The 13,393-nt window shown below is 71.3% G+C and carries 15 protein-coding genes; 10 read left to right on the top strand and 5 right to left on the bottom strand.

Annotation, left to right across the window (positions count from 1 at the left end; all coding sequences use genetic code 11):
* The first annotated feature begins 20 nt into the window (after positions 1-20).
* The 3 genes from ACZ6SA_RS07270 to ACZ6SA_RS07260 all read left to right on the top strand — a co-directional run bounded on the left by ACZ6SA_RS07270 (position 21) and on the right by ACZ6SA_RS07260 (position 3,348).
* On the top strand, positions 21-1,535 hold the full coding sequence (locus ACZ6SA_RS07270; RefSeq protein ID WP_465827029.1) for a bifunctional uroporphyrinogen-III C-methyltransferase/uroporphyrinogen-III synthase: 1,515 nt from the start codon (positions 21-23) through the stop codon (positions 1,533-1,535).
* Entirely contained in the window at positions 1,532-2,515 is a 984-nt protein-coding gene (gene hemB / locus ACZ6SA_RS07265; protein WP_443155700.1) for a porphobilinogen synthase, read from the top strand. Before ACZ6SA_RS07270 ends, hemB begins: the two co-directional genes overlap by 4 nt.
* A 203-nt stretch (positions 2,516-2,718) precedes the next feature.
* Positions 2,719-3,348 carry a bifunctional DNA primase/polymerase gene (locus ACZ6SA_RS07260; RefSeq protein ID WP_347648343.1) on the top strand — a complete coding sequence of 210 codons (630 nt, stop codon included), beginning with the start codon at positions 2,719-2,721 and terminating at the stop codon, positions 3,346-3,348.
* Positions 3,349-3,350: 2 nt separating this feature from the next.
* Here the strand turns inward: ACZ6SA_RS07260 and ACZ6SA_RS07255 are convergent, their stop codons facing one another.
* Together ACZ6SA_RS07255 and ACZ6SA_RS07250 are read right to left on the bottom strand one after the other, a co-directional pair.
* Positions 3,351-3,758 carry a PIN domain-containing protein gene (locus ACZ6SA_RS07255; RefSeq protein ID WP_465827028.1) on the bottom strand — a complete coding sequence of 136 codons (408 nt, stop codon included), beginning with the start codon at positions 3,756-3,758 and terminating at the stop codon, positions 3,351-3,353.
* Positions 3,758-3,991, bottom strand: coding sequence for a type II toxin-antitoxin system VapB family antitoxin (locus tag ACZ6SA_RS07250; protein ID WP_347648345.1), 234 nt, complete (start codon positions 3,989-3,991; stop codon positions 3,758-3,760). Before ACZ6SA_RS07250 ends, ACZ6SA_RS07255 begins: the two co-directional genes overlap by 1 nt.
* Before the next feature lie 104 nt (positions 3,992-4,095).
* On the opposite strand from ACZ6SA_RS07250, the gene hemL reads away from it, so the two are divergent.
* Positions 4,096-5,391, top strand: a complete 1,296-nt coding sequence (hemL, locus tag ACZ6SA_RS07245) for a glutamate-1-semialdehyde 2,1-aminomutase (protein WP_465827026.1) — start codon at positions 4,096-4,098, stop codon at positions 5,389-5,391.
* On the opposite strand, the gene ACZ6SA_RS07240 is transcribed toward hemL, so the two are convergent.
* Positions 5,388-6,212, bottom strand: coding sequence for an EamA family transporter (locus ACZ6SA_RS07240; RefSeq protein ID WP_465827024.1), 825 nt, complete (start codon positions 6,210-6,212; stop codon positions 5,388-5,390). The two genes, hemL and ACZ6SA_RS07240, sit on opposite strands and share 4 nt — an antisense overlap.
* Positions 6,213-6,534: 322 nt before the next feature.
* Here ACZ6SA_RS07240 and ACZ6SA_RS07235 point away from each other — a divergent pair, with 322 nt between their 5' ends.
* Entirely contained in the window at positions 6,535-7,455 is a 921-nt protein-coding gene (locus tag ACZ6SA_RS07235; protein ID WP_347648348.1) for a LysR family transcriptional regulator, read from the top strand.
* Here ACZ6SA_RS07235 and ACZ6SA_RS07230 read toward each other — a convergent pair.
* On the bottom strand, positions 7,448-8,305 hold the full coding sequence (locus ACZ6SA_RS07230) for a DMT family transporter (protein WP_347648349.1): 858 nt from the start codon (positions 8,303-8,305) through the stop codon (positions 7,448-7,450). The genes ACZ6SA_RS07235 and ACZ6SA_RS07230 overlap by 8 nt on opposite strands.
* Positions 8,306-8,420: 115 nt before the next feature.
* On the opposite strand from ACZ6SA_RS07230, the gene ACZ6SA_RS07225 reads away from it, so the two are divergent.
* The 5 genes from ACZ6SA_RS07225 to ccsA all read left to right on the top strand — a co-directional run bounded on the left by ACZ6SA_RS07225 (position 8,421) and on the right by ccsA (position 13,013).
* The gene (locus ACZ6SA_RS07225) at positions 8,421-9,059 is read left to right on the top strand and encodes a histidine phosphatase family protein (protein WP_347648350.1); all 639 of its coding nucleotides are present in this window, start codon (positions 8,421-8,423) and stop codon (positions 9,057-9,059) included.
* 83 nt (positions 9,060-9,142) lie between these two features.
* Entirely contained in the window at positions 9,143-9,709 is a 567-nt protein-coding gene (locus ACZ6SA_RS07220; RefSeq protein WP_347776444.1) for a TlpA family protein disulfide reductase, read from the top strand.
* A complete protein-coding gene (locus ACZ6SA_RS07215; RefSeq protein WP_443155695.1) occupies positions 9,702-10,424 on the top strand; it encodes a cytochrome c biogenesis CcdA family protein in 723 nt (240 codons plus the stop codon). The genes ACZ6SA_RS07220 and ACZ6SA_RS07215 overlap by 8 nt, the downstream gene beginning before the upstream one ends.
* Positions 10,424-11,983 (top strand): cytochrome c biogenesis protein ResB, encoded by a 1,560-nt coding sequence (resB, locus tag ACZ6SA_RS07210; RefSeq protein ID WP_347648353.1) that lies wholly within the window; start codon positions 10,424-10,426, stop codon positions 11,981-11,983. The genes ACZ6SA_RS07215 and resB overlap by 1 nt, the downstream gene beginning before the upstream one ends.
* The gene (gene ccsA, locus ACZ6SA_RS07205; RefSeq protein ID WP_465827022.1) at positions 11,973-13,013 is read left to right on the top strand and encodes a cytochrome c biogenesis protein CcsA; all 1,041 of its coding nucleotides are present in this window, start codon (positions 11,973-11,975) and stop codon (positions 13,011-13,013) included. The genes resB and ccsA overlap by 11 nt, the downstream gene beginning before the upstream one ends.
* On the opposite strand, the gene ACZ6SA_RS07200 is transcribed toward ccsA, so the two are convergent.
* A complete protein-coding gene (locus ACZ6SA_RS07200; RefSeq protein WP_132592429.1) occupies positions 13,010-13,303 on the bottom strand; it encodes a PLD nuclease N-terminal domain-containing protein in 294 nt (97 codons plus the stop codon). The two genes, ccsA and ACZ6SA_RS07200, sit on opposite strands and share 4 nt — an antisense overlap.
* Between the last annotated feature and the right edge of the window lie 90 nt (positions 13,304-13,393).

Raw genomic sequence — 13,393 nt, 5'->3', positions numbered from 1 at the left:
CCTCCGGTCTCGTCGCTTTCGTGGGCGCGGGACCCGGCGATCCCAAGCTGCTCACGCTCCGCGCCGCCGAGTTGCTCGGTAAGGCCGGCGTGGTGGTGCTCGACACGGAAACGCACAGCCCGCTGCTGGGGCACTGCCGCGAAGGCGTCGAGGTCGTCGAGGACGATTTCCAGTCCGCCGTCAGGCGCGCCGCGCGCGGGGAGGTCGTGGTCCGCCTGTGCGAGGGCGACCCGACGCTGTTCTCGTCGATCACCGAGGAGGTCGCGGCCTGCGCCGCGGCGGGGGTGGACTTCGAGATCGTGCCCGGCGTGCCGGCCGCGACCGCCGTGCTCGACTACGCCGGCATCCCGGCGGCCGCCGAGATGCCGGAGTTCAGGGTCGTCGACGCGGCCCAGGACCAGGACTGGGCCGTCCACGCCGCCTGCCGCGGCACGCTGGTCATCTACCACGGCATCGGCGACGCCGTGGCCATCGGCAAGGCGCTCATCGCCGGAGGCAAGCCCGACACCACCCCCGTCGCGGTGACCAGCGGCGGCACCACCACCGAGCAGTACACCGTGGTGTCCTCGCTCGGCCGGCTCCAGGCCGACCTCAAGCACGCCGGGTTCACCGAGCCGGCCCTCATCGTGGTCGGCGACGCCGTGGAGTCGCGCGACAGGCTGTCGTGGTTCGAGACCAAGCCGCTGTTCGGGTGGCGGGTGCTGGTGCCGCGTACGAAGGAGCAGTCCCGCAGCCTGTCGGAGCAGCTCATCTCGTACGGCGCGGTGCCCGAGGAGGTGCCGACCATCTCGGTCGAGCCGCCCCGCACCCCGCAGCAGATGGACCGCGCCATCAAGGGCCTGGTCACCGGGCGCTACGAATGGGTGGCCTTCACCAGCGCCAACGCGGTCAAGGCCGTGCGCGAGAAGTTCGAGGAATACGGCCTCGACGCGCGCGCGTTCGCCGGGCTCAAGGTGGCCGCGGTGGGCGACGCGACCGCGCGGGCCCTGGTCGAGTTCGGGGTCAAGCCCGACCTGCTGCCGTCGGGCGAGCAGTCGTCCGAGGGGCTGGTGGCCGAGTGGCCGCCCTACGACTCGATGCTCGACCCGATCAACCGTGTGCTGCTGCCGAGGGCCGACATCTCCACCGACACGCTCGTGGCCGGGCTCACCGAGCTGGGCTGGGAGTGCGACGACGTCACCGCCTACCGCACCGTGCGGGCCGCGCCGCCGCCCGCGCCCATCCGCGAGGCCATCAAGGGCGGCGGCTTCGACGCCGTGCTCTTCACGTCGTCGTCCACCGTGCGCAACCTCGTGGGCATCGCGGGCAAGCCGCACAACGTCACCGTGATCGCGGTCATCGGGCCGCAGACGGCCAAGACCGCCGAGGAGTTCGGGCTCCGCGTCGACGTCATGGCCGGAAAACCGTCCGCGTCCGCCTTGGCCACCGCGTTGGCCGAGTTCGGAGCCAAGCAGCGCCAGGCGGCCGTGGCCGCCGGCGACACCCCGCGCCGGCCCTCGCAGAACCGCCGCGGCGCCAGGAGGAGGGCCAGATGAGCGCGCGATTCCCCGTCGCCCGTCCCCGCAGGCTGCGCAGGAGCCCCGCCCTGCGCCGCATGGTGGCCGGCACCAGGCTGCACCCCGCCGACCTGATCCTGCCCGCGTTCGTCAAGGAGGGCATCGCCGAGCCGCAGCCCGTGGCCTCGATGCCGGGCGTGGTCCAGCACACCCGTGACTCGTTGCGCAAGGCCGCCCACGAGGCCGCGCAGGCGGGTGTGGGCGGGCTGATCCTGTTCGGCATCCCGGCCGTGAAAGACGCGCGCGGCTCGGCCGCCGACGACCCCGACGGCATCCTTCAGGTCGCGCTGCGCGAGGTGAACGCCGAGGTCGGCGACGCCGTCGTGGTGATGGCCGACACGTGTCTCGACGAGTTCACCGACCACGGGCACTGCGGCATCCTCACCTCCTCGGGCGACGTCGACAACGACGCCACCCTGGAGCGGTACGCCTCGATCGCGGTCGCCCAGGCGGCGGCCGGGTCGCAGATGGTGGCGCCGAGCGGGATGATGGACGGCCAGGTGGGGGCGATCCGGGCGGCGCTCGACGGCGCCGGCCACGGCGACGTCCCTATCCTGGCCTACACCGCGAAATACGCCTCGGCCTTCTTCGGGCCGTTCCGCGAGGCCGCCGAGTGCGCGCCGCAGTTCGGCGACCGCAGCACCCACCAGCAGGATCCCGCGGGCCCGCTGGAGGAGGCGCTGCGCGAGCTCCGCCTCGACCTCGCCGAGGGCGCCGACGCGGTCATGGTCAAGCCGGCCATGGCCTACCTCGACGTCATCACCCGCTTCCGCGACGAGGCCGACGTGCCCGTGGCGGCCTACCAGGTGAGCGGCGAATACGCCATGATCGAGGCTGCCGCGGGCAACGGCTGGGTCGACCGCGACCGGACGATCATGGAGTCGCTGGTCGCGATCAAGCGTGCGGGGGCCGACCTGATCCTCACCTACTGGGCCACCGAAGTGGCGCGGCGGCTCTAACCGAGGGGTTCCCGTCAACGCGTGAGGCGCGTGCGTTAGAGTGCGAGCAGACGAGAAAGCTGTGACACGGCTGCCGTTACGGCCTCGACCTGGCACGCACATGAGCAGGTTCTCGTCAGGCAACCAAGTGCCGGTGTGTCCCGCGTGTGCGTACGGCCCGGAGCCGGGACCTCCTCAGGCGCTGGACTCGACGGGAGACACCAATGGTGGGGGTACCACTGGCTCGGCGTACCAGAAAACGTTCGCGGCCTACACGCATCGATCTCGTGCTCGAATACGCCGCGATGGGCTGGCCCGCGGTGCCAGGGGCGTTCCCGCTGCGACAGGGACCGCGCGCCTGTTCGTGTGACCGCCTCGGCTGTCCCGACCCCGGCGCCCATCCGCTGTCGCCCGCCTGGCACCTGCAGGCCACGACCGACCCGGCGCTGCTCACGCGCTGGTGGCAGGCCGAGCCGGAAGCCAACGTGATTCTTCCCACCGGCCGCGTGTTCGACGTCTTCGACGTGCCGCTCGCGATCGGACTCTCCGCACTCACCCGCATCGACAACGCCGGAGCGCACTCAGGCCCGGTCGCCGCCAAAGGCGACCGGGTCTTGTTTTACGTGGCGACACGGGGCAACCCGGAGGACGAGGACGAGTGGTGGTCGTGCCACCTCGACTGCGACCCCGCCACGATCGACGACACGCCTGGGCTGCGCTGGCACTGCCGTGACAGCTACGTCGTCGCGCCGCCCTCCACCCTGCCGGCCGGCCAGCCGGTCTCCTGGCTGCGGCCGCCCGACGGCCTGCCCCTGCCCGACCCGCTGCGCATCCTGGAGTGGCTGGCCGACTGAGGTCATGACCGGCGGATGTCGCGCTGGTCGACCTCGGTCACGACCTGCGCCACCGTGGTGAAGTCGTCGTCGACGTGCAGCACCGTGAGCCCATGGTGCACGGCGGTGGCGCACACCAGCAGATCGATGGGTCCGGCCGAGCGGTGCTGGCCTTTCTGGGTGAGTTTGTACTGTGCGTTCTCCACCCAACGCCAGGCGGTCTTCGGGACTGGCGCGAACTCGCAGAGCGTGTTGAGCTCCTCTTCCAGGTGGTCTCTATGGGCGGGGCCGGTGGCCGAATAGAGGAACTCCGTCCTGGTGGGCTCGCAGATCCGGAGCGGTTGCGTGGTGATCCGGTCGGCCCACTCCTCCAGCACATCGGTGTTCCGCAGGAGATGCCACAGTGCCGACGTGTCGACGAGGTAGGACATCAGGTGATGGCCCTTTTCCAAGCCGCTTTCGCCGCGCGGCGGGCCTGTGCCGCCTCGTCGAACTCGCCACGCTCTGCCCGGGCGGCCAGCTTCTCCAGGGCCTCGATCCGCCTTACCCGGGCGACGTACTCACGGAGGGCGACGTTCACGGTCTCCTTTTTGGTCGTCGTTCCCATCATGCGCATGGCCTCTTTGAGGGCGTCGTCATCGACGTCGATCTGTGTTACGGCCACGAATCCTCCCGATGTTGATGACCCTTATAGATAGCATACATCGCCATCATGGCGAGGTCGTCCCGCGACGAAGGGCGAGAGGGCCCGCGGCTAACCTGGGTCGGGTGAGCCGTACACAGAACTCCGAGGACCTGTTCGCCCGCGCCCGCCGGCTCGTGCCCGGGGGCGTCAACTCTCCGGTGCGCGCGTTCGGCGCGGTGGGCGGCACGCCCCGCTTCATGGCCTCGGCGCAGGGCCCCTACCTCACCGACGTCGACGGCAACCGCTACGTCGACCTGGTCTGTTCCTGGGGCCCGATGATCCTCGGCCACCGCCATCCCGCGGTCGTCGAGGCCGTGTCCGAGGCGGCCGCCCACGGCTTCTCCTACGGCACCGCCACGCCCGGCGAGGTCGAGCTGGCCGAGGAGATCGTCGGCAGGATGGCGCCCGTCGAGAAGGTGCGCCTGGTCAGCTCCGGCACCGAGGCGACGATGAGCGCCGTGCGGCTGGCGCGCGGCTTCACCGGGCGGTCCAAGGTGATCAAGTTCGCCGGGTGTTACCACGGGCACGTCGACGCGCTGCTGGCCGCGGCCGGGTCGGGGGTGGCGACGTTCGGGCTGCCGGACACGCCGGGCGTGACGGGGGCGGCGGCGGCCGACACGATCGTGCTGCCGTACAACTCGGTCGAGGCGGTCGAGCAGGCGTTCGCCGCCGGCGACGTCGCGTGCGTGATCACCGAGGCGTGCCCGGCGAACATGGGGGTGGTCCCGCCGCGCGACGGCTTCAACGCGCGGCTGCGCGAGTTGTGCACGGCCCACGGCGCGCTGCTCGTCGTCGACGAGGTGCTGACGGGCTTCAGGGTCTCGCGCTCCGGCTGGTACGGCCTCGACCCGGTCGACGCCGACCTGATGACGTTCGGCAAGGTCATGGGCGGCGGGCTGCCGGCGGCGGCGTTCGGCGGCCGGGCCGACGTCATGGCCCACCTGGCTCCTGAGGGCCCCGTCTACCAGGCGGGCACGCTGTCCGGCAATCCGCTGGCCTGCGCGGCAGGGCTGGCCACGCTCCGGGCGCTCGACGACGACGCCTACGCGCGCGTGGACGCCGCGGCGTCCCAGGTGGGCGGCGCGGCCTCGGAGGCGCTCGCCGCGGCGGGGGTGCCGCACCGGCTGCAGCGGGCGGGCAGCCTGTTCTCGATCTTCTTCACGGAGTCGGAGGTCACGAACTTCGAGGAGGCGAGGACACAGGACACCGCCGCGTTCACCGCGTTCTTCCACGCGATGCTGGAGCAGGGCGTCTACCTGCCGCCGTCGGCGTACGAAGCGTGGTTCCTGTCGGCCTCGCACGACGACGAGGCACTCAACCGCGTCGCCGACGCGCTCCCGGCGGCGGCGAAGGCGGCCGCGGCCGCGGCCGCGGCCTAGGCCGGCCGCGCGAGGGTGCTCCCCAGGCGCTCGGGGCTCCGCCGGACGCGGCGGGGCCTGCTGCCGGAGTAGAGCACGCCCGCGATGATGAGCGCCGCCGCCAGCACCGTGGGCCAGGACAGCGGCTCGCCGGTCACCGGCGCCGCCGACGACATGCCGAACACCGGCACGAGCAGCGCGTACGGCCCCACGGTGGAGGCGTCGTAGCGGCGCAGCAGGAATCCCCAGGCGCCGAAGCCGCCCAGCGTGGAGACGAACGCCACGTACGCGAGGGACAACCAGCCCTCGAGCGGCGCGTCCAGCGTCGGCGCGCCCTCCAGCAGGAAGGACATGAGCAGGAGCGGCGGCGTCGACAGGGCGCTGACCCAGACCATGAAGCGCAGCGAGTCGGGGGGCGCGGCCCTGCGCTGGATGATGATGCCGACGCTCCAGGCGGCCGCGGCGGCCACGCAGAGCGCGAAGGCTCCGATCGGGCCCGACACGCCGAAGTCGAAGGCGACCAGGACGAGCCCGCAGAACGCGACGGCCAGCCCCGTGAGGCGGCGCGCGGTGAGCTGCTCACCGAGCAGCGTCGCCGCGAACAGCACGGTGAACAGTGCCTGCGTCTGCAGGGCGAGCGAGCTCAGCCCGGTCGGCATGCCGGCCCGCATGCCGACGAGCAGCAGGCCGAACTGGCCCACGCCGATGGCCGCGGCCACCCCGGCCACCCAGCGCCATGCGACCCCCGGCCGCCCCACGAACAGCAGGGCGGGGAACGCCGCCAGGGCGAACCTGAGGCCGGCGTACTGCAGGGGTGCGAAGTGTCGAAGGCCGGTCTGCATGACGACGAAGTTGAAGCCTCAGACCAAGCGCGGGAGCTCGCCGCGAGAGAGCGACGTAGGAGCCAACGAGTGGCGAAGCGGGCGCGACCATGAGCACGCGGCTATGCCGACGGCGAGGGCGAGGTGCCGGGGGCTCATTCAGCGAGCGGGCTTCTGGTAGCGGATGCGCTGCTCGCGGGCCTGCTCGGCGAGGACCTTGAGGTACGAGACGGTGTCGGGGCGCTGCCTCTTCAGCTTGATGATTCTCATGCATCTATTTTCATCTGCTACACAATCAACCACAAGCGAGACTTTCTACGCTAAACCATTTAGACTGGCTTACATGTTGGACTTGAACCGGCTCAAGGCTCTTCACGCTGTGCACGTCTACGGGTCGGTCGGCGCCGCCGCCGACGCGCTGATGGTGACCCCGTCGGCGGTGTCCCAGCAGATCGCCAAGCTGGAACGGGAGACCGGCGCCAAGCTCATGGAGCGCAACGGCCGCGGCGTACGGCTGACCGACGCGGCCGGCCTGCTCGCCGAGCACGCCGAGCGCATCCTCGCCCTGGTCGAGACCGCGGAGGCCGACTTCGAGGCGCTGCGCGGCGAGGTCGTCGGCCGGCTCAACGCCGCCGCCTTCCCCACCGCCTCGCGCGGCCTCATGCCCGCCGCCCTCGTCGCGCTCAGGGGACGCCACCCCGACCTGTGGGTGCAACTGCACGAGCGCGAGCCCGAGCGCGTCGTGCGCGACGTGGCCAGGGGCGAGCTCGACCTGGGCGTGATCCAGGACTGGCTCAACAGGCCCATGGCCATCCCCGACGGCCTGTCCAGGGCCACGCTGCTCGACGACATCGCCGACGTCGCGATCCCCGCCGACCACCCGCTGGCGGGCAGGAAGGAGGTGGAGCTGGCCCAGCTGCACGGCGAGCGGTGGATCAGCGGCTCGCCCGGCACCGTCTGCCACGACTGGCTGGTCTTCACGTTGCGCAGCGCCTCGATCGAGCCGGTGATCGCCTGCATGGCCGAGGAATATCCGACCCAGCTCGCGCTCGTGGCCGCCGGGCTGGGCTGCGCGATCGTGCCCCGGCTCGGCCGGGACTGCGTGCCCGACGGCGTGAGCCTCGTTCCCCTCAGGCCGCGCCAGTCACGCCGCATCTACGCGATCTGGCGCTCCGACGCAGCCCGCCGCCCCGCGATCAGGGCCATGGTCGAGGCGCTCGCCGAGGCCAGCAGGACGCAGGAGAACGCCTGGGCGGTCAGCTGAGCGTGACGGCCACGATGCCGCCGACGATCACGCCCGCCGCCAGCAGCCTGCGCCGCAGGTCGCCCTCGGCCAGCAGCCGCCCGCCGAGCAGAACCCCGATCAGCACGCTGACCTCACGGGCCGGCGCCACCACGCTCACCGGCGCCATCGTGAAGGCGAACAACACCAGCACGTACGAAACGAAGATCAGCACAGCCGTCCCCACGATCCGGAACCGGTGCTCGCGCCACACGGGCAGCACCAGCTTGCGCCGCGTGCCCAGCACGACGGGCGCGAGCACGAGAGCACGGGCGGCCTCGCCGAGGTAGTTGAGCATGAGCGGCGCCACCGCGAACGCGGTCACCACCTGCGAGTCCCACACCGTGTAACCGGCGATGAACACCCCCGTGGCCAGCCCGGGCGCCACCGCCTTGAGCCCGGCACTCGCGTTGCCGCCGCTGAGCATGAACACGCCGATCCCGACCAGCACGATCCCCGCCACACCGGCCGGCGACGGCCGCTCGCCGAGGAACAGCACGGCGAAGAGGCTGGCCAGCATCGGCCCGGTGCCGCGCGCGACCGGATAGACGACCGACAGGTCCGCGGTGCCGTACCCCCGCTGGAGCAGCACGAAGTAGCCGAGGTGCAGGGCCATGCTGCCGCTGATCACGGCGAGGTCCTGCCAGGTAGGAAGGTCGGCCGTGACGATCAGGTATCCGGCGAACAGCGGCGCCCACACGACCGCGGCCGCGACGGCGACGAGCCAGACGAAGACGAGGCCGTCGGCCTGGGAGGCCTTCTTGCTCAAAATGTTCCACGAGGCGTGGGCGACGGCGGCGACCAGGATGAGGACGAGTGCCCATGGACTCAACGCGGCGCCTCCCCTCAGGGCGCGACTTTACCCTCGCGTGAACGCCGGGCTGACGCGGGCCCCAAGGGCTCGGCGCGTGGCTCGGCGCGACCGAGCGGATAGGCTGTGCCACACCATGGCTGAAATGACCGTCGTCCACCTTCTGCGTCACGGTGAGGTGCACAACCCCAAAGGCATCCTCTACGGCAGGCTGCCCGGCTACCACCTGTCGGAGACCGGCCGGCTCATGGCCGAGACGGTCGCCAAGGCGGTCGGCGGCCGTGACATCGTCGCCGTCTACAGCTCGCCGCTCGAGCGGGCGATGGAGACGGCGACGCCGCTCGCCGACAAGCTGGGCCTCGAGATCACGCAGGACGTCCGGCTGATCGAGGCCGGCAACCTGCTGGAGGGCCGCATCTCGGGGCCCGGCCTGGCGCTGCTGCGCAACCCGCGCAACTACCGCTATTTCTGGAATCCGCTCCGCCCGTCATGGGGCGAGTCCTATCCGGCCATCGTCCAGCGCATGCGCTCGATGATCGACGACGCCAGGGCGGCGGCGCGCGGGCACGAGACGGTGCTCGTCAGCCACCAGCTCCCCATCTGGGCGATCAGGATGGCCGCCGAGCGGCGCAGGCTCTGGCACGATCCCCGGCGCAGGCAGTGCGCGCTGGCCAGCCTCACCACGTTCACGTTCGACGGAGATCGTCTGGTCAGCGTGGGCTACAGCGAGCCGGCCGGCTCGCTCGATCCCGGCCCTTCAGTCCCCGGAGCCTGAGGCGCTCCCCGATGTACGGGGTGGGCGGCGCCGCCGGTAGAGTTGCAAGCTCTACCGGTTGTAGTACAAGGAGATCTTCCTCCGTGCGCACCAAGTCCATCCTTCTCGTTCTCCTGGCTGCGACGGTCGCCGGCTGCGCGGGCAATCAGAGCGGCCAGCCGCAGGCGGGTGACACCCGTTTCGTCGCGGGCGACGGGAAGATGCAGGTGTTCGAGGCGGGCGAGCGCAAGCCGGCGCCCGCGATCGAGGGCCCCACGCTCGACGGGGGCACCGCATCGCTCGCCGCGCACAAGGGCAAGGTCGTGGTGCTCAACTTCTGGGCCTCGTGGTGCGGCCCGTGCCGGGCCGAAGCGCCCGTGCTCAAGGAGGTCGCCGCCAAGACCAAGGACAGCGGGGTCGAGTTCCTCGGCGTCGACTTCAAGGACCGCCAGGCCGACGCGCTGGCCTTCGAGCGCACCGAGAAGACCGGCTACCCCCACATCTTCGACCAGCCCGGCAAGGTCGCGCTGGCCTTCCAGGGCACGGTGCCGCCGGCCGCCATCCCGTCCACGCTGATCATCGACGAGCAGGGCCGGATCGCGGCCAGGGCGCTGGGCGCGGTGAAATACACCGACCTGCTCAACGCGGTGACCAAGGTGCGCGATGAATGACGTCGTCGCCTCGGGCTCGCTGCTGCTCGCGGTGCCGATCGCGGTGCTCGCCGGGGTGGTGTCGTTCCTGTCGCCGTGCGTGCTGCCGCTGGTGCCCGGCTACCTGTCCTACGTGACCGGCATGAGCGCCGACCCCAGGCGCGGGCGGCTGGTGCTCGGCACGGTCCTGTTCGTGGCCGGGTTCGGGCTGGTCTTCGTGCTCAGCGGGGCGCTGTTCGGCGGGCTCGGGTCGGTCATGCTCGGCAACGCCGAGATCATCACACGGGTGCTCGGCGTGCTCACCATCCTGCTGGGACTCGCGTTCCTGGGCGTCGTGCCCGGCCTGATGCGCGACGTGCGCATCCACCGGGTGCCGTCCGCGGGGCTGGCGGGCGCGCCGCTGCTCGGGGTGGTGTTCGGGCTCGGGTGGACCCCGTGCATCGGGCCCACGCTGGCCGTCGTGCTGGCGCTCGGGCTCAACGAGGGCAGCGCCGGGCGCGGGGCGCTGCTCGCGGTCGCGTACGCGCTCGGGCTCGGGCTGCCCTTCGTGGGGGCGGCGCTCGCCTACAGCAAGGCCCTGCGTACGTTCCGTGCCATCCGCAAACACTCGCGCCTGATCACCAGGGTCGGCGGCGGCATGATGGTGGCCGTCGGCGTGCTGCTCGTGACCGGGCTTTGGGGAGAGATGATCGCGGCCATGCAGGGTCTGATCGGCGCCTTCGAGCCGGTGATCTGATGAGCGTCCAGGAGCTGGAGAAGCCGCGCTCGCCCAGGCCGGCCGGGTTCGGGCCGGTGGGCTGGCTGCGCTGGGGATGGCGCACCCTCACCTCGATGCGTACGGCGCTGATCCTGCTGTTCCTGCTGGCCCTCGGCAGCGTGCCCGGCTCGGTGGTGCCGCAGCGCGGCGTCGAGCCCGGCAAGGTGGCCACGCTCTACGAGCAGAACCCGGCCCTCGCCGAGTGGTACGACAGGTTCCAGCTCTTCGAGGTGTTCTCCTCGACCTGGTTCGCCGCCGTCTACCTGCTGCTGTTCACCTCGCTCATCGGCTGCATCGTCCCGCGCACCACGACCTACCTGCGCGAGTTGCGCCGCAAGCCGCCCGCCGCGCCGAAACGGCCGTCCAGGCTGCCGCACTCCGCCACGTTCGACGGCGACCTCACGGTCGAGCAGGCCGCCCGGCGGCTGCGCGAGATGCGTTTCCGGGTCGCCACCGGCGACGGCTGGGTGTCGGCGGAGAAGGGCTACCTGCGCGAGACGGGCAACCTGTTCTTCCACGTCGCCCTGCTCGGCATCCTGATCGCGATCGGCGCCGGCTCGCTCTTCGGCTACCGGGGCAACGTCCTGGTCGTCGAGGGCGACGGGTTCGCCAACACGGTGGCCGCCTACGACCGGTTCATGCCCGGCAGCCAGGTGTCGGCCGAGTCGCTGGAGCCGTTCTCCTTCGAGCTGGCCGACCTCAAGGTCTCCTACCAGGTCACGGGCGAGAGGAAGGGCCAGGTGCTCGACTACGCGGCCCGCCTGAAGGTCAACGACTCGCCCGAGGCGCCCGCCCGCGACTACGAGCTCAAGGTCAACGAGCCCCTCGACGTCGGCGGCACCCAGACCTATCTGATCGGCAACGGCTACGCCCCCGTCTTCAGGGTGACCGACGGCAAGGGCCAGGTGGCCTTCGAAGGGCCCGTCCCGTGCCTCATCGAGGACAAGGCCACGATGACCTCGGGATGCGTGGTCAAGGCGCCCGACGCGCAGCCGGAGCAGCTGGGATTCCTGCTGCGCTTCCTGCCCACGAGCGTGCCGCTGACCGACGGCAGCCACGTCTCCGCCTTCCCCGGCGAGCTCAACCCCGAGGTGCAGGTGCTCGGAGCCTTCTCCGGTGACCTGGGCGTGCGCTCGGGCCGGCCGCAGTCGGTCTACGAGCTGGCGCCGCCCGAGGTGATGAAGAAGCTCAACCCGCTGCTCATGGCCTCCGACACGCCCAGGCCGCTGGCCGTGGGGCAGTCGGTCGACCTGCCGGGCGGCGTGGGCACGATCGAGTTCACCGGGGTCAAGGAGTGGATCACGCTCCAGACGACCTACGACCCCGGCCGCATTCCCGCGCTGGTGGCGGGCGGCACCGCCGTCGTCGCCATCGCCCTGTCGCTGATGATCAGGCGGCGCAGGGTGTTCGTCAGGATCGAGGGCGGCAAGGTCGAGGTGGGCGGCCTGACCCGCACAGAGGGTTCCGCGGCGGGCTTCACCGAGGAGTTCGCCGACATCGTCAAGGATCTATCAGCAGGAGAAAAGGATGTCCGCTGAGCAACTCGCCGAGCTGAGCGACCTTTTCGTCGTCGCCGCCGTCCTGCTCTACGTCGTCGCGATGATCGGGTTCGCGATCGAGCTCGCCTTCGGCCGGGCCCGTCCCGGTGCGGCCGCGCGGTCCGCGGCCGGCCCGCTCGCCGCCAGGAAGCCGGTCACGGTCGGCGCCACAACTGTTGACGGGGCGCCGGGCCGCGACGCGGTCACGGGGCTCCCGGGTGACCACGTGGACGCGGGCGACGACGCGACGGCGCCCGGAGGAGACGTCGCCGCGACGGTTCGGGACGGCGGCGCGCCGCAGTCGAGAACCGCGGTCAGGGCCGGTACGGCCGCCCTGGCGCTCGCGTGGCTCGGCTGGGCCGCGAACCTCGGCGCCATCGCCACCCGCGGCCTGGCCGCCGACCGGTGGCCCTGGGGCAACATGTACGAGTTCGTGGTGGCCATCTGCTTCGCCGCCGTGACCGCGTTCCTGCTCACCCAGGTGCGCACCAACGTGCGCTTCCTCGGCTCCTTCGTCATGGTCACCGCCGCGCTCGGTCTCGGCCTCGCGGTGAAGACCTTCTACACCACGGCGGGGCCGGTGGTGCCGGCGCTCGACTCGTACTGGATCGCCATCCACGTCTCCGCCGCGATCGTCGCCAGCGGCCTGTTCACGATCGCGGGGGTGTCAGGCGTGCTCTACCTGCTGCGCGGCGACGGGCTCTCGCGGCTGCCGGCCCGCGTCGACCTGGAGCGGGTGGCGCACCGGGCGATCGTGCTCGCCTTCCCGGTGTGGACGTTCGCCGTCATCGCGGGCGCTCTCTGGGCCGACCGCGCGTGGGGTCGCTACTGGGGCTGGGACCCCAAGGAGGTGTGGTCGTTCATCACGTGGATCGGCTACGCCGCCTACCTGCATGCCAGGGTGACGGCCGGCTGGCGCGGGAGGTCGGCGACGATCGTGCAGTTGGTGGCGTACGGTTGCCTCCTGTTCAACCTGGTCGGGGTCAACATCTTCTTCGAGGGCCTGCACAGCTACGCCGACGTGGACTAGCTGACGTCGTCACCGCGCATGCGGCGGTCGAGATCACGGAGGAAGTCGGGGTCGTCGTCCGGTCCTTTCGGCGTGCCGGGGCCCGGGGGGACGGGCCATGCCGCCCGCGGGGCCCGCGGGCGGCCACGGGCCATCCACACCAGGCCGCCGAGCAGCGGGATCAGCACGACTATCAGGATCCAGAGCGCTTTTGGTACGTTCCTAACTTCGTCTTCCGGCGTGGTCACCACGTCGAAGAGGGAGAAGAGCCAGAAGGCGAGCAGCCCAAGGCCGATAAGAACACCTGCCATGCCCGAACTGTAAGCCATCCTCAGCGTGATCGTGCCGCTTGATGTCCCATTTCGGGTGACTAGGAGAAGATCGACGTCGTACGGTGGAAC

The organism is Nonomuraea sp. NPDC049378 (assembly GCF_055586745.1).
The sequence above is the reverse complement of the archived record's forward strand: the minus strand, read 5'-3'. Positions and strand labels throughout refer to the sequence as shown.

What these genes read in the sequence shown, in the direction of transcription:
- ACZ6SA_RS07255 (WP_465827028.1), bottom strand. Translation starts at nt 3,758, where the DNA reads ATGTCCTACCTCGTCGACACGTCGGCACTGTGGCATCTCCTGCGGAAC.
- ACZ6SA_RS07235 (WP_347648348.1), top strand. Translation starts at nt 6,535, where the DNA reads ATGTTGGACTTGAACCGGCTCAAGGCTCTTCACGCTGTGCACGTCTAC.
- ACZ6SA_RS07200 (WP_132592429.1), bottom strand. Translation starts at nt 13,303, where the DNA reads ATGGCAGGTGTTCTTATCGGCCTTGGGCTGCTCGCCTTCTGGCTCTTC.
- ccsA (WP_465827022.1), top strand. Translation starts at nt 11,973, where the DNA reads ATGTCCGCTGAGCAACTCGCCGAGCTGAGCGACCTTTTCGTCGTCGCC.
- ACZ6SA_RS07240 (WP_465827024.1), bottom strand. Translation starts at nt 6,212, where the DNA reads ATGCAGACCGGCCTTCGACACTTCGCACCCCTGCAGTACGCCGGCCTC.
- ACZ6SA_RS07260 (WP_347648343.1), top strand. Translation starts at nt 2,719, where the DNA reads ATGGTGGGGGTACCACTGGCTCGGCGTACCAGAAAACGTTCGCGGCCT.
- ACZ6SA_RS07215 (WP_443155695.1), top strand. Translation starts at nt 9,702, where the DNA reads ATGAATGACGTCGTCGCCTCGGGCTCGCTGCTGCTCGCGGTGCCGATC.
- ACZ6SA_RS07225 (WP_347648350.1), top strand. Translation starts at nt 8,421, where the DNA reads ATGGCTGAAATGACCGTCGTCCACCTTCTGCGTCACGGTGAGGTGCAC.
- hemB (WP_443155700.1), top strand. Translation starts at nt 1,532, where the DNA reads ATGAGCGCGCGATTCCCCGTCGCCCGTCCCCGCAGGCTGCGCAGGAGC.
- resB (WP_347648353.1), top strand. Translation starts at nt 10,424, where the DNA reads ATGAGCGTCCAGGAGCTGGAGAAGCCGCGCTCGCCCAGGCCGGCCGGG.